Source organism: Erwinia aeris, assembly GCF_041224955.1.
In the GTDB taxonomy this organism is placed as follows: Bacteria; Pseudomonadota; Gammaproteobacteria; order Enterobacterales; family Enterobacteriaceae; genus Erwinia; species Erwinia aeris.
The window spans coordinates 1-21,623 of record NZ_JBGFFX010000011.1; the positions used below are offsets into that span (position 1 = coordinate 1).

Genomic DNA, 21,623 nt, shown 5'->3' on the forward strand with positions numbered 1-21,623 from the left:
TTGCGGTAATGCGGCGGCTGTAGCCGGTGCCGTTAAAAACATGCCGGCCGTTATAAAAGTCAGTACGATAAATTTTTGAATATATTTCATGGGGCCGGGACCTCCTGAACCATTTTCACGATGGCCCGCAGGGTAAATTTCAGGGCCGGTCTGTTACGGATATCTTTCAGGCTTTTGACGTCATAGGCGCCCTGATGGTCAACATCGGTTGCCAGCACGCTTTTGATGCTGCTGCTACGCCGTATGGCGCTGAGGGATTCCACCGGGACCGTACCATCGCCCTCCGTGCTGGATGAAACGACCTGATAGATCTGAGATTTGTTAAACGGCAGCGGGACCTCCCGGTAATTATTGGGCAGTTTCCTGTCACCCGGATGTAGGTTTTTCGGGAAGGTGTGGGAGGTTTTCTTCCATTTCAGCGTCCCGTCAGAGGGTTTTGTATGACCATAAAAGACATAGGTATTGGGATGATATGTATTGTCCAGTTCTTCAATGAATGGTTGTACTTTTTTATCAATAAGGTCGTTGTATTCCTCCCAGTTACTCTCAATGACCGCCGCATCCTTATCGATAATATCGGCCTCGTACAGGCGGTACCACAGGGTTTCATTGAGGTAAATCTCGCCGAACGGATCCTGCGTTTTCGGCAGCCTGACGTCGCTGCCATCCTCGTTGCCCCCTTCCACCGTCAGCCAGGGCGCGCCACCGAGATATTTAGCGGAGGGCAACAGCTGTAGCGGCGCCGGGGCGCGCGCCAATACCGGCATCAGCTCCTGCGCCGTGTTGCCCAGCACGGCCCCCGCCATGCCCTCCTGCTTTGCCCCGACTTTCATGCGGCGGTACGCCGCCGGGGAACCCAGGTCCGGAATAACGCCGTGAACTATCCCCAGTATTTTATCCTGCGCCCCTGAAATCTGCGACGCATAGCGCGCCACCAGCCCCCCCATGGAGTGGGTGACGATAATGACTTTCTCCTGGCCGGCGGGAAAGGCCATGCCGTGACAGTGCTGGTGAGTGTAGAGGTCAATTACCTTATCGATGCAGGCGACCAGCCCCCCGGCCGAGGTTTTATTATCCTGCAGCCAGTTATAGCCATACACGTGCAGCGGAAATAAAAAATTCTGAAAGTGGTCAAGCTCCTGCCGGGTCATCACGGATCCGCCGGTGATTTGCGCCCCTTTGTCTTCCGACAGGTGCGCGCCCACCAGCTGGCTCAGGACCCCGCCCTTTTTCCCGGCGGGCGTTGCGTAATTAACCAGGTCCTGCTGCCAGTCATCCAGCAGTGCGCCCTGAAAGACGCTTAAAAACTTTCCGTAGCTGAAGGATAAAACCTCTCCCCAGCCGCGTTCCCGCCGGGTTGGAAATAGTTTTCCGTCATCGGAGAGCGGGGAAAAGAGGGTTTCATCAATAGCGCCACGGTTATCCACTATGGTGGTATCCGGGTTGAGCAGCTTTCGTCGATTGTCTCCATTTTTCGATGCCCAATCCCAATAAACGCCCCCCATACTGTCGCCACGCCAGATGGCCTGTGGCTGTTCAGATTGGTCCGACATCAAATTAGTCCCCATCACCCCGGGGAGGAAAATAACCGGAATAACTTTAAGGGGTGGCTGTAGCAAAACAGCCCTGGCATTTAATGATTTTTTCTGGTGTTGAATACCGTTCCAGTTAACCTGCCCGTGCCGATCCCACTCCGGCAGTATGCAGGTCACAGGCTGACCGTCATCGGTTACCGCTGGTTTGTCTTCCGCCATTCGTTTCATCCTTTTTGTTCAGGGGCTTACCCTGTCGTTACGCCACCTGGCGCCTTTCCTTTAGCTTTTTTTCGGCAAAGTAGCGCTGAGTGAATCAATATTGATACTTTTCTGCGTATCCACCGCCCCCGATGCCAGGGTTGGCAGGGTTGGCTGGATGCCGTCTTCATTTTTGAAAATTAACTGCTGGCCCGCCACGGGAGATCGGTCTGACAGGCGCAGCACCGTTGGCGTTACCGCAAAATCACTGGTACTCCACTGCTGAGCCGCCACGTTGATACTCTGTCCACCAAACTTTTGCCACACCGCCGCACGCTGAATGATGTTGTCCGGCGCACTGCACTCTATTGATCCATCAGCGATGCGAATATATCCGCCGCCGCTGGTTAAGATGATTTCCTGTTTAGCACTGATAAACAGTTTTCCTTCGCTGCTGGAGATACGGATATCTTTCAGTGCATCCAGCGTCATCTCATCACTCTGTGCCTGAATTTCCACTTTTCCCCGGCTGGCAAAGAGTTTTATCCCCAGCTTGTTTGCAAACAGACTGATAGCTTCCCCGGCTGCCACGGTGAATTTTTTTACTACGCTAAAATCGGTGTTTTTACCGCTGGTGCTAATGATATTTTCCCCCGCCGCGAGCTGTAGGCTGGCCGGGGTGGCCTGAGCAATACCCGCCGGAGCGCTCAACAATAGTGCCGATTTTTTCAGCTCCGTCAGGCTCTCTGCCAGCAGGGATTTTTGTGACTCTATATCAGCCAGTTCAGCCTTAGCCGTTTCCACCGCGCTGCTTAGCGCCTGCGCCTGCGACAGCGCCTGCTGTAACTGGCCAAGTGCGGCCTGCATCTCCAGCTGTTCGCCCTGCGCCTTCACCTGGGCGTCCGCCGTGATAAACAGTCCCTTGCCCGCCCGTATCGCGCCCCAGCCGTCGCTGCGCAGCTCGAACCCCTCTCCCCGCTTCTGCTTTTCGCCGTCCACCAGATGGCCGAGGTTCAGCTGGCTCTTGCCGCCGTACTCCGTGCTGAGCTTGACGTGCTCCTGCCCCCGCGTGTCGTCCATCCGCAGCTTGTTGTTCGCCGGCGTGCGCAGCACGTTGCGCCTGAAGTTGCGGATGGTGACGTGGTCCCCGTGCGCCGAGTCGTGCAGCGTCCCCGCAATGTACGGCCGGTCCGGATGGCCGTTCTCAAAGGCTATCGCCACCTCCGTGCCCGCCAGCAGCGGCAGGTGCAGCCCGTAGGTGTCGCCCGCGTAGGAGCGTGCCTGGCGCACCCACAGGCTCTCGAAGCCGGTTTCCCACGTCGCCCGGTCAAACATCATGCTGACGCGGTAGCGTCCGTCGCGGTCGATGTGGCCGTAGGTATCGTTCACCGTGGTGCTGGTGATCCGCGCCGGAAGCGTGCCGGCCATCACCGGCGGCGGAAGCGGGATCGGCCGGAAGCCGTAGCGGTCGTTCAGCGGAATGCCGTCAAGCTCGGTTTCAAAACTGCGGTCGCGCCGCGCGGTGCTGACCACGGCGGTAACCAGCATCCCGCTGCGAAACGCTCCGCCGACCTCCTCGCCGCCGGTCACGCTCAGCTCGCTGCCGGGCGCCAGCGTCGGGCAGGAGGTCACCGCCGACAGCCGCGTCTGCTCGTTCAGGCAGCGCTCGTGGCTCAGGCGGGCGTAGAAGGTGCCGCTTTCCGGCGCCGCTTCTGGCCCCTCGCCCGGCGTCAGGTAGTTACCTCCCCAGCTGTAAGATTCGCCGCAGGTGGTGTCGTCGCCGCCGGTGACGTCGGCATGGACGTTCATGTCCTGCATGGCGTTGCGGTAGTTGTAGTCGCGACCGCTGACGCTTTTCTCCACCACCACCGAGCGGCTGGCAAGGTTCCACACCGAGTCGCTGCCCGCGTCGTGCATCCCGGACGGCGGCACGGCCGGCAGCGTCAGCCCCTTCACGTGGCCCTGGCGGCCGTCGTAGAACTCCACCACGTCAATATGCAGGCGCGCGTCCGGGGTGAAGCGGAACCAGATGCCGACCTCGCCCAGCAGGCGGGTGATAAACGCCAGGTCGTCCTCGCCGTACTGCATCACCTGCTCGCGACGCGGATAGTCGTGCGCCAGCGTAAAGACGAAGTCCTGGCCGCGCATCCCGTGCCGCTCGCGCAGGATTTTCTCCACAATCTGCGGCACCGACATGTCCTGATAGATGGCGTTGTGGCGGCTGCGCGACAGCAGGGCGAGGCGCGGCCGCAGCGTTACGGCGTAGAGGGTCTGGTCGGCGGAGGTGCCGAGGCGCTCAAAGCCCGTCACCACGCCCTGCACCACGCGCACCGGCCGCTGTACGCGGATCCCCATCCCCTGACTGACCGGCGCCCGCAGGGTCAGCGAGGCCGGCTTCAGCAGCATCGCCTCGCGGGTGAGGCCGGGGTCGGCGCTGGTGAACTCAACGCGCCAGCTGAACGGCTCGCTCAGGCGCTCCTCGCCCCGGAAAGCCAGCACGTCTGGCTGCGCCTGGCTGTCGCGCACCGCCAGCAGGTGGTGGCTGTGGCTGAAAAAAGAAACCGGATTTATGCTCATATGATGTCCTTATCAGGCCGCTGCCGCGTGCGGCAGCGTGGCTATTTCCCTGTGGATAAAGCGGGAGAAGTCCAGTCAGGGCTTAATCTTGCGCAGGCTGATCCTGTAACTCATTCGGCGCGGACTGAACGTTGCATAAGCTGTCGCGCGTGTTCTTCTGCACCGCAACGGCACCAAACAGCGCCATAAAGAACGTCACCCCGTAAAAGCCCTTTTCGTTGGGCATCAACGTGGCGTTCCACAAGCCCGTGACCAGTAAAATCACGGCGATCGTAAAGGAGAGCAGGCAGATGAAGTAGTAAAGCTGCGTGGTCGGTATGTCTTCAAAGCGGTCGCGCACGGTCTTCTGCAACGAAACGGCGGAAAACAGCCCGAGGATCAGTACGGCAAAGTAGTAACCTTTTTCATTCAGCTGCATGTCGGCACGCCACAGGCCGAACAGGTAGACCAGCACGCCGCCGAGCATGGCGATCCAGGAGATTGCGATAAAAGCGGGTGAAACCGGGATATTTTGCGTTTTCATTTTTATTACCTTGTCTGTTGGTGGGATAAATGCTGACTGTGAGGGGCACAAAGGTATCCCCCTCGGGTTAAGGGGTTACAGCGCGTCCGCCTGCGGGCCGTCAAACTCCAGCACGATGCCCTCTTCCTCATCCCAGTAAAGCCGGAGATGCTGCGGTTTCTGCTTCGCCGCCATCTGCTGTAGCAGCTGCTGGCTCAGCACCGGCAGGATCTGCTGGTTAAGCAGGCTGTCGATATTGCGCGCGCCGGTATCCGGCAGCAGGCAGGCGGCGGTCAGCGCCGCTGGCAGGCTCTCGCCCAGGGTGGTTTTCAGGCCGTAGTGGCGCGCCAGGCGCAGGCTGACCTGGTTCAGCTTCATGTCCACGATAGTGCGCATCGCGGTTTCATTCAGCGGGCGGTAAATCACCGTCTGAAAGCGCGCCAGCAGCGCGGGCTGAAAGTGGTCGCGCAGCATTGGGCGCAGCAGCGTCTGCAACTCGCCTTCCGTGGCGTCCGGGTTCTCTTCCAGCCGCTGCATGATAGCGTCGCTGCCGAGGTTGGAGGTCATCAGGATCACGGTATTGCGAAAATCGATCTCGCGCCCCTCGCCGTCGCGCATAAAGCCGCGATCGAAGACCTGGTAGAACAGGTTGAGCACGTCGCGATGCGCTTTTTCCACCTCGTCGAGCAGCACCACGCTGTACGGGCGCTTGCGCACCGCCTCGGTGAGGATGCCGCCCTGGCCGTAGCCGACGTAGCCCGGCGGCGAGCCTTTCAGCTGCGAGACGGTATGCGGCTCCTGATATTCCGACAGGTTAAGCGTAATCAGCGACTTCTCGCCGCCGTACAGCACGTCGGCCAGCGCCAGCGCGCTCTCGGTTTTGCCGGTGCCGCTCGGCCCGACCAGCAGAAACACGCCCTGCGGACCGTTCTCAGCGGTCAGCCCGGTTTTCGCCGCGCGCAGGCGTTGTGCGATGGCATTGAGCGACCCATCCTGGCCGACCACGCGCCTGCCGATTTCCGCTTCCAGAGTCAGCAGCTCCGCCTGCTCATCCTTCATCAGGGAGGAGAGCGGCACGCCGGTCCAGTCGGCAATCACGCCAGCCACCGTACGGGCGTCAACGTCAAGCGCCAGCAGCGGGTTATCCTGCCGGACGGCCAGCAGCTGCTGCTGAAGCTCGCCCGTTTCGGCCTGGCGGCTGATGTCGGTACGGCACGCCAGCAGCCGTTGCGTTAACGATCTTTCGCGATCGTACTGTGCCTCCAGGATCGCCAGCTCATCCCGACGCGCGGCAATCCCGCTTTCAATTTCGGTCAGCCGTCCGTTACGGATGGTCTCGCCGAGAGCGAGATCCTCCTGGAGCCCCTGATTTTCCATCTCCAGCGCGGTGATCTGCGCGTTAAGAGCGGTGATCGCCTCCGGCACGGTATCCAGGCTCATACGCACGCGCGCGGCGGCAGTGTCCAGCAGATCCACCGCTTTGTCAGGCAGCTGACGCCCCGTCAGATAGCGGCGCGACAGGGTGACCGCCGCTTTTACCGCGTCGTCGGAGATATGGACGTCGTGGTGCTGCGCGTAGCGCGATTTCAGGCCGCGCAGCATCAGGCTGGCGGTCTCGTCATCCGGCTCGTCAACCTTCACCATCTGAAAGCGGCGCTCCAGCGCGGCATCCCTCTCAAAGTACTGCTTGTACTCGCTCCAGGTGGTGGCGGCGATAGTGCGCAGCTCGCCTCGCGCCAGCGCCGGCTTCAGCAGATTGGCGGCATCGGCTCCGCCCGCCTGGTTGCCCGCGCCGATAATGGTGTGCGCCTCGTCGATAAACAGCAGCACCGGCGTCGCCGACTGCTGTACCGCTTCGATAACGTTTTTCAGACGCTGCTCGAATTCGCCCTTTACGCCCGCGCCAGCCTGCAACAGCCCCAGGTCAAGGGTACGCAGCGAGACGGTTTTCAGGCTGCCCGGCACGTTGCCTTCCGCAATGCGCAGCGCCAGCCCTTCCACCAGCGCGGTTTTGCCGACGCCCGGCTCGCCGACCAGGATCGGGTTGTTCTTGCGGCGGCGCGACAGGATATCGACCATCTGGCGGATTTCGGTATCGCGACCAAATACCGGATCGATCAGCCCGGCCTGCGCTTTGGCGGTGATGTCGAGCGTGAACTTGTCGAGTGCCGCCTGTAAGGCTTCACTCAGCGTACCGCCGGATACGCTGCCGTTCGCCTGCTCCTCCGCCTCGCCCAGCGTCGTGGATAAGACGTTAAGGCTCTCCTGCTGCTGCACTTCCGGGCGCTCGTCGGACTGCGCGTCCAGCAGCGGACGCAGGCGATCCAGCTGGCTGCGGCTCAGGCTCAGCAGCGGCCACAGCCCTTCGCAGCCAACCAGCGACGGCTTATCGGTCAGCGCCGCCAGCAGGTGGTGGCTGCGAATATGGGCGGCATCGTCTTCCAGCGAGGCGATCAGCCACGCCTGCTTAATCAGCGCCAGCAGCGAGTCGGCAAGCCCAGGGCGGGTGCGCACCGAACGCGGTACGTTATCCAGCCAGCTCAGCAGAGCCTGCCAGATACCATCCATGTCCCATTCATAGCGACGCGCCAGCACGGTGATATCGCCTTCGCCCTGCTCCAGCAGCTTCAGCAGCCAGTGCTCAATGCGGATTTCGCTGTGGGCGCGGGTCTGGCACAGCGACGCGGCGGCCTCCAGCGCGCGGGCGCAGAACGGATTTAAACGACGCAGCAGAACGGCCGACTGGTTTTCCATATGTTCTTCTCTCTTCCGTAATTAATCAGGTTCAGACACGCTACCGCCCGTCGCTATTCCCTGCTGTGAGGAACCCGAAGCGCATCAGGTCAGAAGGTGGGATTATTTGCTGAGCCGCCGCTCAGCAGTGGCTCAGCAAATAAAACAGCGGGCGGCGAACCGCCCGCTGGGGCTTATCAGGCAGTAGTCCGTTCGTTCCAGGAGTCGGAATGAATGATGTTGCCGTCTTTATAGGTCCAGGTGATTTTTTCGTAGCGCAGTTCGATACGCTCCAGGTGGTTATGCTTCTCCTTCGAGGCGTCCTTGACGTCGTGCATCAGCGGAGCCACTTTCACCAGCTTGACGTTCTCCAGTTTGGTATTGAAATACTCCACTTCCTGACCCGCATCGTTGATGCGATACCACTTGAACTCGGCGGATTTCAGGGTCTGGCCGGTGGTCACCGCTTTATAGAGGTACGGGCTGGAGGAATCGATTTCCTTGGCGAACATAAACGGCGTATGCACGCGGGTGCCGGTCAGCTTGCCGGTGTTGTTGTCGGTCGGGATGTACAGGTTATGTTCCTGCGCCAACACTTCGATGCTGCCTTCACGATCTTTCACATCCACGGAGCCTTTGATGTCCGCGCCGCCGTCGTCTTTCAGCCACAGATAGACTGGAATTGCCATGTGTTACTTCTCCTTTTTATCCCGTCCTAATTTGTGCCGCCTTCTGGCTGGCCGCCGCCGTTTTCCCCGACCACAGCATGGGAAAATGCGCTCAGCGGACGCCGCGAGACAGCCCGAACTATTCAGGGTTTGCTGTTATGTCATCATCCTGTGATGACGTTTGGGGATGGTCTGCCGCCAGGCAGGCGTTTGCCTGCGGCACCAGACTAATTTCAACCCGGCGATTTAACGCGCGCCCTGCGGGGGTAGCGTTGGTGGCGATGGGGCGACTGGCCCCAAAGCCCTGCACGGCAAAACAGGTCGGCGAAACGTCGCTGGTTTGCAGCATCCAGTCACGCAGCGCTTCTGCCCGCTTCAGCGACAGCTGCTGGTTGGCCTGCGCCTCGCCGGTACTGTCGGTGTGCCCGGCCACCACAATCAGCCAGCCCGGTCGCGCTTTGATATCCACCAGCGCGTTAACCAACAGCTTCAGCGAGCCGGGTTTAAGCACCGCTTTGCCGGTATCGAACAGCGAAAGGCTGTCGAGGCGGACGGTTTCCGGCGCTTTCTCCGCGACGGGCGCCGGTGGTGGCGGCGGCGGAACCCAGGCGCGGATAGCCTCCAGCAGCGGCCGTTGCAGTCGTCCGCCCTGATATAACCCCAGCCCGAGGCGCAGCGGCACGCCGTTGCGGGCATAGTTATCCAGCCCGGCGGCATCCTGACGCAGCACCTCGACCGCCGCCGCTTTCGGCGCGTAGTCGTCCATGGCGATACGCTGGTAATCATTGATATCGAACGCGATGCGCTGTACCAGCTGGCGATTGTTCCAGGCGCTGCTGCACAGCGCGACAGTCGCCGCGATAACGAACAGTCCCAGGCCGTAGCGGCAGGCGCGCTGGGGTGGCGTCAGGCCGCCGCCCTCCGGCAACAGCGGCAGAACGCATTCCGGCAGCGGTGAAGATAACGAGGAAGATCCTGCCGGGAGCCACCCGTTGACGCGGTTCAGCGCGCTATGCTGCTGCATCCAGCGGATCCAGAGGGAAGAAGGTGACGCGCCGCCGTCAATCATCGCGCTCAGCCCCCGAACGACGCAGACTGGCCGCGCGCCGTCGGCGAATACCGCCTCAACGTGTCGCTGAAGCCACGTCGTCAGGCTGTTGAACAACACCTGCTGCTGCCAGGCTGCGTATCCGCCCGCCGCCAGCCAGCTGCTCAGCGTGCAAGGAGCCATGCTGTCGCGCCAGACGCGTAGCGGCTCATCGGGCATCGCCGCCTGCCAGACAGGCTCGCTGACCATCGCGCTACCTACCTGACCGCACAGCACCAGCGGCACGGAATAGCCGGTTTCGCGCCGTAGCTGCTCAAGCTGCCAGCGCAGCGTCAGCAGCTGGCTGGTCAGGGCTTCATAGTCCTGATGCTGTTGAGGAGAAATACCGATCGTCACCGAAAGCTGGCGGCCCCACTCCGGCCGCAGGGACAATAGCTGACGGCCTACCGCGTCCAGCGCCTGATGCCTGGCCACCCGCACCCAGCAGCCGTGCGCTACGGTCAACACCGAGGCGTCATCCGGCCACGCCTGCGCGCTGTCGCCACAGACCAGCACCACCGGCTGCCGGTAAGCGGTATCAGGAAGATCGTCGGCACATAATGCGTCTTCCTGCGCCGGACGAGGCCGGCCGGCCAGCACCACGATAATCAGCGCCCACCAGCACAACATCAGCACCACGGCAACAGACCGCGAAACCGGCAGAAAAAGCAGACACAGCCCGGCAGCAAGCAGCGCGGCCCAGAACGCCAGCGTGCGTTGCAGTCCGGGACTCACGGCACGACTCCCGGCAGCAGCGACGCCACCAGGCTGCTCAGCCAGCGATCCAGCCCCCACCAGACGACGGCCAGTAACAGGATCGAAAAGCCAATACGCAGCGGCCAGCTGGCCAGCCAGCCGCCGAGCCCCCGACCGGGTTTACTTTCCGCCAGTACGCTCTGCGTCCGCGGCCCGCTGAATGGTGCAACCTGATCGTTCAGCGCCTGCACCAGCTTTTCCCGTTCCGGGTCGTTCAGCGAACGATAGCCGCCAAGGAAACCCAGCAGCATCACGCGCTGGAAGCAGGTCAGAACGGCAGGATTTGGCGCAGGTTCGTGAAGGACTTCTCTCATGCGGTTACAGAGCCTGTCGCCAGCGTCCAGCGTGCCGAGGAAATGCCCCTGAAGCGGCATGTGATACCACTGCACGCAGGCGTCATCCTGCACGCCGCGCCCCTTAACGACCTCGTCAATCAGGGCGCATTGCGCATACAAAATATGCTCGCGGCTTTGTTCGTCGTAGCCGGCTTCACTAAGCGCCAGCTGCACCTGTTCCGCTTCTGCCACGCAGCGCTCCCACAGTACGCGCCCTTCCCCCTCCTCAAATACCGGGCCATGGCGCAGACTGATGACCTGCAGCCAGGTGTTTTGCAGCAGCGCGTCGATATCACACTCTTCTTTCTGGCTCATGTTCTCAGCACCGCAAACAGTTCAAGTTCAGGTTCGCCCAACATGCCCGGCACGTAGAACATGCAGTTCCCGCTTGCCAGCATCTCTGCGGCGGCCGGATGCGACAGATCGAGCGCGAAATATTGGTTTTCCAGGCGCAGCGGAATGGCCGCAGGCACGTGATGCAGCGGCTTCAGCGGAATGCCCTGCTGCGAGGCGTTTACCAGCCCGGTAACGTAATCCGGGCTGCCGACTTTGCACTGGCGCGGGAACTGCTCCTGCAGCTGTGCCGCAGGCAAAGGCGAACGGACGGAAAGATAGAAATCCGCCTCCTCGCGCAGTCGGGGATCGTGCAGGCGCGCCAGCCACTGACGCAGCCGCTTATCCTGCTCCAGAGCGACAGGCACCACCCGCGACGGCAGGCTGGCCTCCAGCAAATCGCCCAACAGCGCGAACAGCGGCGGGAAAACGTCGTTCAGCCGGGCATGCTGATAAGCCGGGATGGCGCTGACCTGATGCGCCAGCGAAAAGGTCAGCAGGCTGCCTGCCAGACGCGCCAGCTCAGGATAAAGCCGCTCCGGCGCGCTTTGCGGAAAGCGCAGAAACTGGCTCAGCACCGGTTCGGCGCTGTTCAGCGCGTTGAGCAGCCAGAACAGCGAGACATCGGCAACGGCAAAATCCGCCATGCGCTCGTTGCTTTCGCGGCGCATGGCCATCAGCCGGTTAAGGCGGGTGCGCAGCTGGGTCATCAGCAGGTCAAGCTGCGACAGCAGCCACGGGCTGCTCTGCACCGTAAGTATCGCGGGCAGAAAAGTCTCGTCCTGCGTCCAGCCGCTCTGGCTGTCCTGCTTCAGACGCGCTACCGGACAGACCAGATAATCACTGTTGTCCTGATGGGCAAAACGCAGCGTCAGCTCGGGCTTGATCACCGCAATCTGGCGCGTATCGTCGCCAAACTGGTTACGAATGTCGCGCCAGCGCTGACGATAGCGCACCGGACGTTCGGCAATCTCATCGGGACGCAGGCAGTTGCCGCCGTTCGCCCTGAGCAAGGGCAGCGCAAGCACGACCACGACCTCCTGACCTTCCGGCACGATCGCCGGCGGCAGATCGTCGCCGTTGTCGGTATCGATAAGCGTGCCGTCCTGGAAGCGCACGTGAAGATGACGCGCCTGTAGCCGCCCCAGCTTCAGGATCTCGGGTTCAAATTCGGCGCGGATTACGCCCCAGGGATGATTCAGTCCCCTCTGTGCGATACATTCCGCTGACCAGGCCGCATACGCGGCCTGCTGCTGGAAATGCTGTGGCGAGACCATGACGCCCCGATCCCACAGCGGCTGTTGCGTTTTCATCCCGTCTCCGCCTTACGCTTTCGCTTTTGGCATCTGGGAAACCAGAGACAGGTTGACGTCCATGCCTTCCACCTGGAAATGTGGCACCGCGAACAGCCTGACGCGGAAGAAACCCGGATTGTCTTCGATATCTTCAACCATCACTTTGGCATCGCGCAGCGGATGGGAAGCCTGCAACTCGTCGCCCGGATCGGTCATTTCCGTCACCAGGCCGCGAACCCAGGTATTCAGCTCCAGCTCCAGCAGGCGACGATCTTTAGTGGTGCCGATGTTTTCGCGCTGGATCAGCTTCAGGTAGTGCGCAATGCGCGACAGCAGGAAGATATACGGCAGGCGCGCGTTGATCCGGCTGTTGGCCGTGGCGTCGGCGGTGTCGTACAGCGTCGGTTTTTGCGTTGAGTTGGCGGAGAAGAAGCATGAATAGTCGCGGTTTTTATAGTACGACAGCGGGATAAAACCAAGGTTGGCAAACTCAAACTCGCGGGTTTCCGGGATCATCACCTCAGAAGGGATTTTCACCTGATTGCCGGTGCCGAGATCGTACAGGTGGATCGGCAGATCGGTCACCGCGCCGCCCGCCTGCGGCCCGCGGATTTGCACGCACCAGCCGTTGTTGATAAAGCTTTTTACCATGTTGGCGGCAAAAGCGAATGAGGCGTTGGTCCACAGATATTTGTGGTGATCCGGGCCTTTCACTTCTTCGACATAATTAAAGCTGCGTACCGGCACGGTATCCGGGCCGTACGGCAGACGCCCGAGCACGCGCGGCATGGTCAGGCCGATGTAGCGCGAGTCATCGCTTTCGCGGAACGACTTCCACTTGATGTATTCCGCGCGGTCGAAGTAGTTACCGATATCTTTAATCGCCGCCACCTCTTCCATATTGTCCTTCAGGAAAAACTGCGGGCCGACCGAACCGATAAACGGCATATGCGCGGAAGCGGCTACTTTAGATATGTTGCGCAGCAGCGTCACGTCCTGTGCCGAGGCGTCAAACTCCCAGGAGGAGATCAGCGCGCCAATCGGTTCGCCGCCCGGCGTGTCGTATTCGGCAATATAGGTGTGCGCGTACAGGCCGCTCTGGATAATTTCCGGCGCGTCCTCGAAGTCCTGACGCAGATCCTCTTTCGACAGATCGAGCACTTCTATCTTCACGTTCTGACGGAAGTCGGTTTTATCCACCAGCGACTTCAGGCCGCGCCACAGGGATTCGACTTTCTGGAACTCGTCATGGTGCATCACCGCATCAAGCTGGCGGCTGATCTGCTCATCCAGCTGCGCGATATGGTGATCCAGCAGAGTTTTATCCAGTTTATCCACCTGCGAACCGGACTGGTTCAGACATTCAACCAGCACCTTCATGGCGGCGGTTACGCGTTCGTCGACGCTGGCATCGGACATCGCCTGGTTGTCCTGCCAGACGTTCAGGTCGCTGAGATGCGTTACCGGACTCAGATTGATTTTTTCAAACAGTGACGCGTAAACACCGCCCGTAGCAGGGCGATCGAGCACGGTAGCGGTACCGGCAGAGGAGGTTTCATTTTGTACAGACATCAGCATTCTCTTGTATTAGTCCATTAATATTTCCGTCACGCTTCCTGCTGCAAATGCGTCAGCTGCTCGCCTGGCGGCTTAAGTAAGCCTGCCGGGAGCTGCCCGTCTGCCGCCGTGCTGCAACCTGAAGTGTTCGGGACCAGGCGTCAGCAATCAGGCTTTTTCCGTTGCCAGGGCGGACAGTTCGGTGCGCAGTTCGTCACTCAGGGCAGGGTTTTTCAGGATGGTTTCCAGCTCCTTGCGGAAGGTGACGTTATCCAGCAGGTTGGCCTTCAGGTCGCGCAGAAGATTGCGCATCGCCAGCATCGCCTTAAGCTGTGGGATTTGACGCGCCACCTGCTCCGGCTTGAAGTCCTTCATCTCGCGGAAAGTCAGCCGGACGTTTTCCTCACTGCCGTCGTTGGCCAGCGTGTTTTCCACGGAAATATTGAGAGCCGGGGAGAACGCCGCCAGAACGCTGTCGAAGTTGTTTTTATTCACGTTGACTTTTTCACGCTCGGACAGCGCGCGCTGCTCCTGACCGTGGCTGAAGTCGCCGGTGACCAGCAGCTTCAAAGGCAGCTCCATTTTCTTTTGGGCGTTGCCGGTATGCAGATCCAACGTGATGTTAACGCGGGCTTTGGGGATTTCGTTCTGATAAGAGTTGCTCATATTTATTCCTGTAAAAAATAAGCATGGAAAGCAGGCAGAGCGCACACTTTCCTTGTGTACGGGCGTGACTATAGCAGCCTGCCCGCCACAGGCAATATGCTGATTTATAATTTGTGATCTGATTTATAAGGGATTTTATTAAAATTTGCGTTAAGTGACTGAATAGGGTAACTAAAAAAGAATCGGATTCATCTTAAAAATTATTCTTTTTTTGATCTCAATCTAATTCAGAGTAAAACCTTTTAATTAGTTAATTAATTAATATTATTTCCAATAATCACCATAACGGCAGTTATTAATCATGATGAATTTCATCAAAGTGCTCTACGTTAAGAACGCCCGGTTAGCGCGTGCTACCGCGTCAGAAGCTCATCGGGCAGTGCAGCCGTACAGAGGACAGTCAGGAACTGTTTTGAAGAAGAGCGCGTTCTTGTGAATAAGGAAGCGCGCATGGTCAGGCGGTCAGGCGGTCAGAATGGCAGAATGGCAGAATGGCAGAATGGCAGAATGGCAGAATGAAGCATAAAGGGCCGGCGCAAAAACGCCGGGCATGTTGTGCTGATGGCTGTTTAGCCTTCTTTCGCCGCGCGAGCGCGCAGCACTTCGCCTACAACTGGCGCGGCGGAAAACGCATTTGGCCAGCCGGCGTAGAAGGCTGCCTGGGTTACAATCTCACCCGCCTCCTCAGCCGTTAAGCCATTGTCCATCGCGCGGTTAAGGTGATAACCAATCTGCGCGCTCTGCCCCGAGGCAATCAGCGCGCTGACGGTGACCAGGCTGCGATCCCTTGGCGCCAGCGCGGGTCGCTGCCACAGATCGAGAAAAAGAGGCTCGGCCGTAAACTTAACCAGACCGGGAGAAACAGGCCCCACGTTTTTTTCCACCGTTTCCGCCCGCTGTTTTTCCACCTCCTGATTAAGCGGCAACAGCGCCGGAGAGGCTTCGGCTAGCTGTTCGGCGCTGACGCCGCGCTCGTGAAACACACTTTTAGTCGCGGCAATCGCGGCCATGGCATTTGGCCAGCCGGAATAGAAAGCGAGATGCGTGATAATTTCTGATACTTCCGCTGGCGTAACGCCGCTATCCAGCGCCACGCCGACGTAATGGCCAAGCTCGGCAGGCTGATTTCTGGCGATAAGAATAGCCACCGTCACGATGCTACGATCCCGCAGCGACAGCGCGTCGCGTTTCCACAGATCGTCCGTTATAGCCTCACGCCCAAAGCGGGCCAGCGCGGGAGAAACCGACTCGATATCCGCGACCGACAGGGCGGATGGAGTAACCTTCAACATAAATTCACCTCTTTTCTCTTCAGCAAAAGCGACATCGGCAAGGACCAGCGATATCGCGGCGGCGGCAAGCACTTTTTTCATCGTTTAGCCTCAAGGATCCATTAAACGCAAGACAGCATTCTTAACGTGTTTTATCCGGCCTTATACCGCCCTTGTTTGTGAGCAGGACGGGCGTGACAGGGACAGATTCTTTCCTGGCGGACATTTGTGCCGTTTGCGCTATATACGCTCTGAAGTGCGGCGTTGCCCGGTGTTGCTGATACGCAGCGGCGCTGGCGTAGATTTCGTAGAAGTACCAGCGGCGGGTATTTTGCGCATCCGTCGCGGCATACATTGCCAGGACGCCCTCTTCAACTTTTAAAGATTCGGCCATTTCCGGCAGCACGATATTTTTAAACGCCTGCTGATGCTCGGGTTTCACATCGACAATCACCAGGTTATCGATCGTTTTTTCATCCTGAACGATGCGCTTATCGCCCAGGAACTGCGGAACAAGTTCTGTTTTTCTCTCCTTAGCGACCACCTCAGGCGCCTGCTGAATAAAAGCCTGATACGCTCTGGACGCTAAATGCTTTTTGTACGCTTCATCATCTGCATATACTTCTACTCTGTAGGTCAGATAAGGGTTGTCCTGATGCCTGAAAGCGTACAGCGCTAAGGTTCCCGGCTCGTTTTCTATAGCGGAACGGCTGGTCATTTTGATGATGTCACGGTAGCGATCGCTTTTTCCCGCTTTAACTTCCAGCTCGACAAGACTCATAGCCGGTTTATTCGCCGCTGTTGCGTCAGTGGCAAACGCCGGGCTGTCGATCGGCAGATACAGCGTTACCGCCAGGATTTGTGCCGCGAGGAGCCTTTTCATCATGATTTACCCTCTCCTTTCTTTGCTATCAGGGCAGGACAATGCTTAACGCGCTCATACCTTCTTTCGATCCTCTGTCTGAGGCGTTTTTTGCGCCATCATCCCCACCAGAGCGTGCGGCTGATAGCACGCCTCCAGAAAGTGAATATCTTCCTGACTGAGCTGCAACTTCACGGCTTTTACCGCGCCGTCGAGATGCTGCTTTTTGGTGGCGCCGACGACCGGCGCGGTGACTTTGGTTAACAGCCAGGCGAGTGAAATTTCGGTCATGGAAACCTGATACCGACGGGCAAGCTCCGCTACGCGTTCAATAATAATGCGGTCCTGCGCCGCCGTTTTATCGTATTTTCCTTTCGCATACGCATCTTCAGCGGCACGCCGCGTTGGCGGATTATCCAGCCGGGCAAGACGACCGCTGGCCAGCGCGCTGTAAGGGGTCATCGCAATATTATCTTCAGCGCATAAGCCGACTAATTCGCGCTCGTCCTCGCGCATAATCAGGTTGTAATGGCTCTGTACGGAAACAAAACCGGTCAGACCTTCCCGCTCGGCCAGCGCATTCGCTTTAGCCAGCTGCCACGCGAAGCAGTTAGAAATGCCGATAGCACGGATTTTGCCCGCCTGAATGGCCTGATGCAGCGTCTCAAGCACCTCAAGTATTGGCGTATGGTGATCCCAGGCGTGACAGATATAGAGATCGATATGTTCCATGCCCAGGTTTTGCAGGCTTTGGTTAAGCGATCGAGCAATAGCCTGTTTGCCGGTAACGCCGCTGGCTATTTGTTGTGGCGTGCGCGGCAGAAATTTGGTGGCGACCACCACCTCATCGCGCCTCGCCATATCCCGCAGCGCCCGGCCGAGATAGCGCTCGCTTGAACCGTTTTGATAGGCTATCGCCGTATCGAAAAAAGTCACGCCCTGCTCCAGGCCGTAACGGATGATCTCACGGCTTTCCGCTTCAGCCAGCGTCCAGCTGTGCTGGCCCGTCGCCGCATCGCCAAATCCCATGCAGCCCAGACAGAGACGGGAAACCGTTAAGTCGCTTTTCCCCAGTTGCGTATAGTCCATTACCTTTTCTCCTTTATTAACAGGATCTAAAGCGCCGGTTTCGACGCTAACGCTTTTAACTGCGCAATGAGCCGTGCGGCGTGATCCTTGGCCAACATTTTCTGCTGTGCGATGTTTTCATCCCGCTCCGCGTAACTTATGCCACAGGTGTACACGGGTGTTTGCATCTCCAGATTGCACAGCCTGGCCGTCGTTTCAAACTGAATAAGATAATCATCAAGGCTATGCCCGAATGCACCTTCAGCAGAATAAAGCGCCTGTGCTGCACCAGTGGTAAAGGAAAGGATAAGTTTTTTGCCGCCGAGTTTTGCCGTTGAACCCTGTGCGAACCCGTGAACAAAAACCTCGTCCAGCCAGACTTTCATGATCCCCGGCAGCGAATACCAGGAAAACGGAAACTGCCAGACGATCGCCTCGGCTTTTAACAACGCCTCCTGCTCGGCCCGCACGTCAATTTGATGGCCCGGATAACAGGCATCCAGACGACGGATTTCCGCATCTGGCAGCGCCTTAGCCACCTCGTTCAGGATGGTTGCGTTACCGATTGACTTCGTCAGATCCGGGTGTCCGGAAATAATAACTATATTCATTTTTAGCCGTTAATCTCCTTTCTCATTTTCCCTGATTTACCCGGCGGGAGGTTGCCGAAGGAAAGTATAGGCTCGCGATCCTGATAGAATTAGGACAGTATCGGCTTATGGATAATTAGCCTGTGGCTAATAATCAGCGGCGTGGCTGCATCAGGACGACGTAATGAATAACGTGATATACAACCAGATCCGCATTTTTCAGAGCATCGCTCGTGAAGGCTCTATTTCGGCCGCCGCCAGGAAACTGGAAATCACGCCGCCCTCGGTCAGCAAGGCGCTTAAGCTGCTTGAGCAGCATATCGGCCATCCTCTTTTCGTGCGCACCACCCGGCGTATTGAGTTAACGGATGCCGGACGGCAGCTGTTAGAGCAAACCTTATCCGCGGTGGAATCGCTGGAAAACTCGCTGGAAAATATCCGGGGTCAGCAGCAGGCGCCTTCCGGGCTGGTCAGGATCACGCTTTCCCGCTTCGCTTATCTGCTGATCCTCAAACCGGTGATGGCGGCATTTTGCCAGCGTTATCCGGGCATCCGGCTGGAAGTGTCCGTGTACGACGGCACCGTGCATCTTGTTGATGAGCGGGTCGATGTGGGGATCCGTTTTGGCGATATCCTTGAGGGCGGCGTGGTGGCGCGCCAGTTGATGAAGCCCTTTCGTGAAGGGCTGTACGCTTCGGCAGCCTACCTGAAGGCGTTCGGTACGCCGACAACGCCAGCCGATCTGCCGCAGCACCAGCTTATCGGCTACCGATTTATTACCGCTCACCGCCTCCTGCCGCTGATGCTGGAGCACAACGGCGAACAGCTGACCGTGGATATGCCGGGCCAGCTTATCAGCAACGACATCGACGTGATGGCTGACGGCATCCGCAGCGGGCTGGGTATCGGCAGGCTGTTCGAGCCGGTTTTGCAGCTGCAGCCGGATAAAGAGAGGTTTCTGCCGGTGATGGAAGCTTTCTGGAAGACCTATCCGCCGGTTTATCTCTATTACGCAAAAAGCGCGGGTAAAACGAAAAGAGTAAAGGCGCTGATTGATTTTCTGCTGGAGAACCGGCCTGGGTATAGCTGACAAAAACACCGGTCTTTAGCGGGGTAAAGTAACCGTAAAACCCGCGCTACGGCGCGGCAAGCACATGCTCGCTGGCGGAAGACGCCCGCGTGCATGGCTTATCCCTGCGCCGCGCACGCCTTTTATCTCTATTCAGCCTGTCGGCACGCGCCCCGCTCTTCGCCATGCTGCGCCAGATGGCGTAAGGCCTGCCGGAAACCGGCATCAAAGGTCTGACCGTGCGAAAGTTCAGGCCACGACCAGTAGGCGGCAGATAAACCGGCCTGGCGCAGCGATGCCAGCGTGGCGCGAACCCTGTCCTGCACTTCCGCCGCCGGCGCATGCGGATTGTTTCCCGGCTGGCCGTCGCCTTCACTGACATAGAGCGACTTCGCGCAGAAGCGCGACGCTTCGACCTTCGCCAACTTAGCCAGCACGCCGTCGTACTGCCGGTTCAGCGTTGGGCTGGTCGGATAGTAAAAATGAAAGAACGACGAGGAGAGCCAGGCGTTCAGCGTAAAGACCCCGCCTAAGGAATGGCCCCAGAGGCCACGCCCGGCGGAGTTTATCTTTAACCCTCTTTCGGCCTGCGGCGCAATTTTTTCCTCAAGCAGACGGCGAAAAATAGCGTCGCCGCCGCCCTTTCTTCCTCCGGGCCGGGCGCTTTTTTCGCCGTCCGGCGGCGTGTAATCATAGGTTCTGGCGGCCAGGTCAAAAGGCAGCGTCGTCTGATAGCCAACGGCGACAATCACCGGCGGGTTTTGCGCCGACAGCGTTTGCAGCAGCCCTTCCGACAGCCTGTCCATTACGGCGTTGCCGTCGAGCAGATACATCACGGGAAAGCCGGCAGGCGGCGCTTTCTTATTGGGAATGCCCGTCCATATTTTGTAATGTCGCTGTCCATCGGCGGAATCAAGCGTGCTGACGCGAAAGTGATAAAAAGCCGATCCCTTATCCGCAATATTCGGGCCAGACGGCCGCATATCGGGCTGACACCAGGCGCCTGTCGTATAAAAACAGGTAAAAAAAAGCGCGCCCAGCCGGCAAGCCGCGCGCGCATTTCGGGTGAAAAATAACTTAATATTCATCTACATGCTCTCAATAAAAACCCGGACAGGCAGGCGATGAGGAAAAGTCGCGTCTGTCGGTTTCTCCTCAAAAATGCAGGCCCGGCTGCGTGATAGCCGACAAGCGGAAAACGCCACTATAATGAGAATGATTATTAATTACAAATAAGAGCCGTCCCGGCAAGCTATTTCTGGTGTCGGATCTCCGCGCGAAACGCGCATTAATTAACGGCGGGTTTAATACCCACACTTTTTGCAGCAAACGTAATACGAAAAATACCAGGCGTAATGGGGTTTAATTTTACCAAACCGGAAAAAATTAAATTTTTATATGAGAAGCCTTGGGACGATAAGGATTTGTGAAAAATGCGGCGGTCGACAATCTGCGTTCAGCGACCATACCCTGGTTATTTTTTTGGCATGGTTCATGCTTCGCAACAGAAGGGGCGCGAAAGACAGAGGTTATTGTGTAGCTGGATCTACGCCTTTAAGCGTAACAACTCTGGCGAACCTGATGGGTAAGCATCAGGTTCGCACGGTGAACTGGATTCCCTGGCGTTGGCAAGAATACTGGAGATATTTTTATTATGTGCTGCTTTGTACAGATAACTTAATCTTACACCCTTAATGAAGTCAACAAAAAAAGAGACAAAACTTCCACTAAAATGAATACCAAACCAGCCATAAAAGTATAAATGATTGATTTTATTTAAATTAACACTTAATGCAACAGCAAAAAAGCAGACAAAACCAGGTCTGACCTGTCTACTCCCTGCTTCACATTTATTGAATAACATTAAATTTGCTTATAAAATGCGGCAGATGACAGCAACCGGACGCTTATCATGAAAACATCGGCATTGCAGAGAAAAAACAATATAATCAACAATATAGATTATATTATTAAAAGCCGGGGCGAGACAAAAGTCTCTTTCGCCAACCGTACCGGCGTCACCCGCGCGACGCTGTATAAAATCCTGGATGGCAAAGTCAATAACGTACAGCGCTCGACCATTACGCGAATCGCGGATTTCTTTGGCGTGTCGTGCGAGATTATTGAAAATCACGATCTGCAATCTATCGAACTGATCGAAAATACGCTGTCGCCCGACGGCGATAAAAACCCGGCTGCCGTGCCGGTTATTCCTCAATCGGCATTTTTACGCTGCGCGGACAAAAGAGTGGGCCAGCTGGTGGCGCACTATCCCGTTACCTGGTTTTTTGGCGAGGTCGCTAACACGGTCGCGCTACAGGTTGAAAGAAATCTGGGCAACCTGTTTTTTCCTGGCGATGTGCTTATTATCAAACGCCATACGCCGCCACAGGAGAAGCAGCTGGCGCTGTTTTCCTCCCCGACTCAGGCGCTATTTGTCAGTGATATCCACTCCGGCGCTGAGGAAGCTTCCCTGCTGGGCGCCATTATCGAAGAAAGAATCCAATAACCCTAAGGACTG

The 21,623-nt window shown here is 58.0% G+C and carries 18 protein-coding genes; 2 read left to right on the forward strand and 16 right to left on the reverse strand.

Features of this window, described 5'->3' with window-relative positions; all coding sequences use genetic code 11:
- Positions 1–86: 86 nt before the first annotated feature.
- The 14 genes from AB6T85_RS16795 to AB6T85_RS16860 all read right to left on the reverse strand — a co-directional run bounded on the left by AB6T85_RS16795 (position 87) and on the right by AB6T85_RS16860 (position 18,054).
- Entirely contained in the window at positions 87–1,754 is a 1,668-nt protein-coding gene (locus tag AB6T85_RS16795) for a lipase family alpha/beta hydrolase (RefSeq protein WP_369896214.1), read from the reverse strand.
- Between the two features lie 60 nt (positions 1,755–1,814).
- Complete coding sequence (locus AB6T85_RS16800) at positions 1,815–4,310, reverse strand: type VI secretion system Vgr family protein (protein ID WP_369896216.1); 2,496 nt, start codon at positions 4,308–4,310, stop codon at positions 1,815–1,817.
- An 82-nt stretch (positions 4,311–4,392) separates the two neighbouring features.
- Positions 4,393–4,833 carry an inner membrane protein YiaA gene (gene yiaA, locus AB6T85_RS16805; protein ID WP_253458524.1) on the reverse strand — a complete coding sequence of 147 codons (441 nt, stop codon included), beginning with the start codon at positions 4,831–4,833 and terminating at the stop codon, positions 4,393–4,395.
- 75 nt (positions 4,834–4,908) lie between these two features.
- On the reverse strand, positions 4,909–7,566 hold the full coding sequence (tssH, locus tag AB6T85_RS16810; RefSeq protein ID WP_369896218.1) for a type VI secretion system ATPase TssH: 2,658 nt from the start codon (positions 7,564–7,566) through the stop codon (positions 4,909–4,911).
- 176 nt (positions 7,567–7,742) lie between these two features.
- The gene (locus AB6T85_RS16815) at positions 7,743–8,234 is read right to left on the reverse strand and encodes an Hcp family type VI secretion system effector (protein ID WP_253458518.1); all 492 of its coding nucleotides are present in this window, start codon (positions 8,232–8,234) and stop codon (positions 7,743–7,745) included.
- Positions 8,235–8,352: 118 nt separating this feature from the next.
- Positions 8,353–10,035: an OmpA family protein gene (locus AB6T85_RS16820; RefSeq protein WP_369896220.1), complete on the reverse strand. Its 1,683-nt coding sequence runs from the start codon at positions 10,033–10,035 to the stop codon at positions 8,353–8,355.
- The gene (gene tssL, locus AB6T85_RS16825; protein ID WP_369896222.1) at positions 10,032–10,706 is read right to left on the reverse strand and encodes a type VI secretion system protein TssL, short form; all 675 of its coding nucleotides are present in this window, start codon (positions 10,704–10,706) and stop codon (positions 10,032–10,034) included. The genes AB6T85_RS16820 and tssL overlap by 4 nt, the downstream gene beginning before the upstream one ends.
- Positions 10,703–12,037 (reverse strand): type VI secretion system baseplate subunit TssK, encoded by a 1,335-nt coding sequence (gene tssK, locus AB6T85_RS16830; RefSeq protein ID WP_369896224.1) that lies wholly within the window; start codon positions 12,035–12,037, stop codon positions 10,703–10,705. The genes tssL and tssK overlap by 4 nt, the downstream gene beginning before the upstream one ends.
- 12 nt (positions 12,038–12,049) lie before the next feature.
- Entirely contained in the window at positions 12,050–13,597 is a 1,548-nt protein-coding gene (gene tssC / locus AB6T85_RS16835) for a type VI secretion system contractile sheath large subunit (protein WP_253458504.1), read from the reverse strand.
- A 147-nt stretch (positions 13,598–13,744) separates the two neighbouring features.
- Positions 13,745–14,242 carry a type VI secretion system contractile sheath small subunit gene (tssB, locus tag AB6T85_RS16840; protein WP_253458501.1) on the reverse strand — a complete coding sequence of 166 codons (498 nt, stop codon included), beginning with the start codon at positions 14,240–14,242 and terminating at the stop codon, positions 13,745–13,747.
- 569 nt (positions 14,243–14,811) lie between these two features.
- Positions 14,812–15,615, reverse strand: coding sequence for a carboxymuconolactone decarboxylase family protein (locus tag AB6T85_RS16845; RefSeq protein ID WP_253458499.1), 804 nt, complete (start codon positions 15,613–15,615; stop codon positions 14,812–14,814).
- A 40-nt stretch (positions 15,616–15,655) separates the two neighbouring features.
- The gene (locus tag AB6T85_RS16850; protein WP_301250586.1) at positions 15,656–16,399 is read right to left on the reverse strand and encodes a putative quinol monooxygenase; all 744 of its coding nucleotides are present in this window, start codon (positions 16,397–16,399) and stop codon (positions 15,656–15,658) included.
- Positions 16,400–16,450: 51 nt separating this feature from the next.
- The gene (locus tag AB6T85_RS16855) at positions 16,451–17,464 is read right to left on the reverse strand and encodes an aldo/keto reductase (protein WP_369896227.1); all 1,014 of its coding nucleotides are present in this window, start codon (positions 17,462–17,464) and stop codon (positions 16,451–16,453) included.
- A gap of 26 nt (positions 17,465–17,490) precedes the next feature.
- On the reverse strand, positions 17,491–18,054 hold the full coding sequence (locus tag AB6T85_RS16860; protein ID WP_301250588.1) for an NAD(P)H-dependent oxidoreductase: 564 nt from the start codon (positions 18,052–18,054) through the stop codon (positions 17,491–17,493).
- Between the two features lie 163 nt (positions 18,055–18,217).
- Between AB6T85_RS16860 and AB6T85_RS16865 the strand changes: the two genes are divergently transcribed.
- Complete coding sequence (locus AB6T85_RS16865) at positions 18,218–19,123, forward strand: LysR family transcriptional regulator (protein WP_253458482.1); 906 nt, start codon at positions 18,218–18,220, stop codon at positions 19,121–19,123.
- A 128-nt stretch (positions 19,124–19,251) separates the two neighbouring features.
- On the opposite strand, the gene AB6T85_RS16870 is transcribed toward AB6T85_RS16865, so the two are convergent.
- Positions 19,252–20,190 (reverse strand): alpha/beta hydrolase, encoded by a 939-nt coding sequence (locus AB6T85_RS16870; protein ID WP_369896230.1) that lies wholly within the window; start codon positions 20,188–20,190, stop codon positions 19,252–19,254.
- Between the two features lie 458 nt (positions 20,191–20,648).
- Positions 20,649–20,966, reverse strand: coding sequence for a hypothetical protein (locus AB6T85_RS16875; protein ID WP_301250590.1), 318 nt, complete (start codon positions 20,964–20,966; stop codon positions 20,649–20,651).
- Between the two features lie 48 nt (positions 20,967–21,014).
- On the opposite strand from AB6T85_RS16875, the gene AB6T85_RS16880 reads away from it, so the two are divergent.
- Complete coding sequence (locus AB6T85_RS16880; RefSeq protein WP_253458473.1) at positions 21,015–21,611, forward strand: helix-turn-helix domain-containing protein; 597 nt, start codon at positions 21,015–21,017, stop codon at positions 21,609–21,611.
- Positions 21,612–21,623: the final 12 nt, after the last annotated feature.

Excerpts from the sequence above, each read along its gene's own strand:
- AB6T85_RS16875 (WP_301250590.1), bottom strand. The coding sequence starts at position 20,966 with ATGTTATTCAATAAATGTGAAGCAGGGAGTAGACAGGTCAGACCTGGT.
- tssH (WP_369896218.1), bottom strand. The coding sequence starts at position 7,566 with ATGGAAAACCAGTCGGCCGTTCTGCTGCGTCGTTTAAATCCGTTCTGC.
- tssC (WP_253458504.1), bottom strand. The coding sequence starts at position 13,597 with ATGCTGATGTCTGTACAAAATGAAACCTCCTCTGCCGGTACCGCTACC.
- AB6T85_RS16870 (WP_369896230.1), bottom strand. The coding sequence starts at position 20,190 with ATGAATATTAAGTTATTTTTCACCCGAAATGCGCGCGCGGCTTGCCGG.
- AB6T85_RS16800 (WP_369896216.1), bottom strand. The coding sequence starts at position 4,310 with ATGAGCATAAATCCGGTTTCTTTTTTCAGCCACAGCCACCACCTGCTG.
- yiaA (WP_253458524.1), bottom strand. The coding sequence starts at position 4,833 with ATGAAAACGCAAAATATCCCGGTTTCACCCGCTTTTATCGCAATCTCC.
- AB6T85_RS16855 (WP_369896227.1), bottom strand. The coding sequence starts at position 17,464 with ATGGACTATACGCAACTGGGGAAAAGCGACTTAACGGTTTCCCGTCTC.
- AB6T85_RS16845 (WP_253458499.1), bottom strand. The coding sequence starts at position 15,615 with ATGAAAAAAGTGCTTGCCGCCGCCGCGATATCGCTGGTCCTTGCCGAT.
- AB6T85_RS16860 (WP_301250588.1), bottom strand. The coding sequence starts at position 18,054 with ATGAATATAGTTATTATTTCCGGACACCCGGATCTGACGAAGTCAATC.
- tssB (WP_253458501.1), bottom strand. The coding sequence starts at position 14,242 with ATGAGCAACTCTTATCAGAACGAAATCCCCAAAGCCCGCGTTAACATC.
- AB6T85_RS16880 (WP_253458473.1), top strand. The coding sequence starts at position 21,015 with ATGAAAACATCGGCATTGCAGAGAAAAAACAATATAATCAACAATATA.
- tssK (WP_369896224.1), bottom strand. The coding sequence starts at position 12,037 with ATGAAAACGCAACAGCCGCTGTGGGATCGGGGCGTCATGGTCTCGCCA.
- AB6T85_RS16795 (WP_369896214.1), bottom strand. The coding sequence starts at position 1,754 with ATGGCGGAAGACAAACCAGCGGTAACCGATGACGGTCAGCCTGTGACC.
- AB6T85_RS16865 (WP_253458482.1), top strand. The coding sequence starts at position 18,218 with ATGAATAACGTGATATACAACCAGATCCGCATTTTTCAGAGCATCGCT.
- AB6T85_RS16850 (WP_301250586.1), bottom strand. The coding sequence starts at position 16,399 with ATGATGAAAAGGCTCCTCGCGGCACAAATCCTGGCGGTAACGCTGTAT.
- AB6T85_RS16815 (WP_253458518.1), bottom strand. The coding sequence starts at position 8,234 with ATGGCAATTCCAGTCTATCTGTGGCTGAAAGACGACGGCGGCGCGGAC.
- tssL (WP_369896222.1), bottom strand. The coding sequence starts at position 10,706 with ATGAGCCAGAAAGAAGAGTGTGATATCGACGCGCTGCTGCAAAACACC.